Annotated in this window: 1 protein-coding gene; it reads right to left on the reverse strand. The window is 45.7% G+C overall.

Annotated features, from left to right (window positions below; genetic code table 11):
• Window positions 1-610: 610 nt before the first annotated feature.
• On the reverse strand, window positions 611-1,088 hold a 478-nt coding region (gene djlA / locus KDK14_RS15990; RefSeq protein ID WP_306671571.1), incomplete at its 5' end, for a co-chaperone DjlA.

Here is a 1,088-nt window from a genome sequence, read left to right on the forward strand (position 1 = left end):
CTGCTAAACCCCTTGCAGTAACAGGTATTGAGGATTATTGATGCACTCACCCAATGGGTGAATGACTAAAACTGACCTAACCCATGTATCGCAAGGGTTTCAGAGGTATTTCGATTTTCAACTGCTGAATTTAGGTTCAAGGCACTGTCTTGAAATAATGTTGACAGAAATTGGCAATTTAATTGCCTTGGCGCATGGCCCTCCCGGACCAGTTAACAGATCACAGCAAGAAGGTCGATTACCCGCCAGAACTACACAGAGGGGTGGACTGCCCGCTCAACAATTGAAGTTGAGAACCCTTTTATTTCTTTAAAAATGAGATATTTCTTCTTACCTCTCAATGCTGACTTCACTTTTCGGGGTAAATCTGAAAAGCAGTAAATTACAGACCGATTGGAATCAAGGTCAATTCTGGTAGTGGCTGGAATGTACCAGTACATAAACTGTTTGCGTTTCGAATAAATCACAGCTCTGGCCTCCATTAAGTAAAAAATGTATCTACTGATCATTTAGTCAACTTAATCGGGAAAAAGTTCCCCTGAAGGCTATTTGAAAGCAGTTATTATTCTGAATCGTAATGAAGATAGCAGGTTATTGTTAAGCAAATACACTATCCTGCCGCCTTCCGGGCGGCCCGAACCTGATCATAAGCTCCCTGAATTTCTTGAGTTTTTTCCTTGGCAACCGCCATCATCTCCTCAGGCAACCCCTTTGCCACCAGTTTATCCGGATGGTGTTCGCTCATCAGCTTGCGGTAAGCTTTCTTGACTTCAGCATCTGATGCGCTGTCAGACACACCCAGAACATCATAAGCCCGTTTCAGGTCCATTCCTGAAGAGGATCGGCTGCCACCGGATTGATAGCCACCTTGCTGATAATACTCTCTCTGGGCAATGAACCGTTTGTGAATCTGATCAAAAGCAAAGTTGCCCACCCCCAGAATACTGCAAACCTGCTTGAATACCGCTTGTTCTGAAGGGCTCAGCCCACCATCGGCATAGGCTGCCGACAGCTGAATCTCCAGAAACATGGGAATCAGTGTGCTGGCACCGGCGACCTCACGAAATGCCCGAAGCGCACCTTCAATG

Origin of the sequence: Endozoicomonas sp. ONNA2 (genome assembly GCF_024606365.1) — a bacterium.
In the GTDB taxonomy this organism is placed as follows: Bacteria; Pseudomonadota; Gammaproteobacteria; order Pseudomonadales; family Endozoicomonadaceae; genus Endozoicomonas.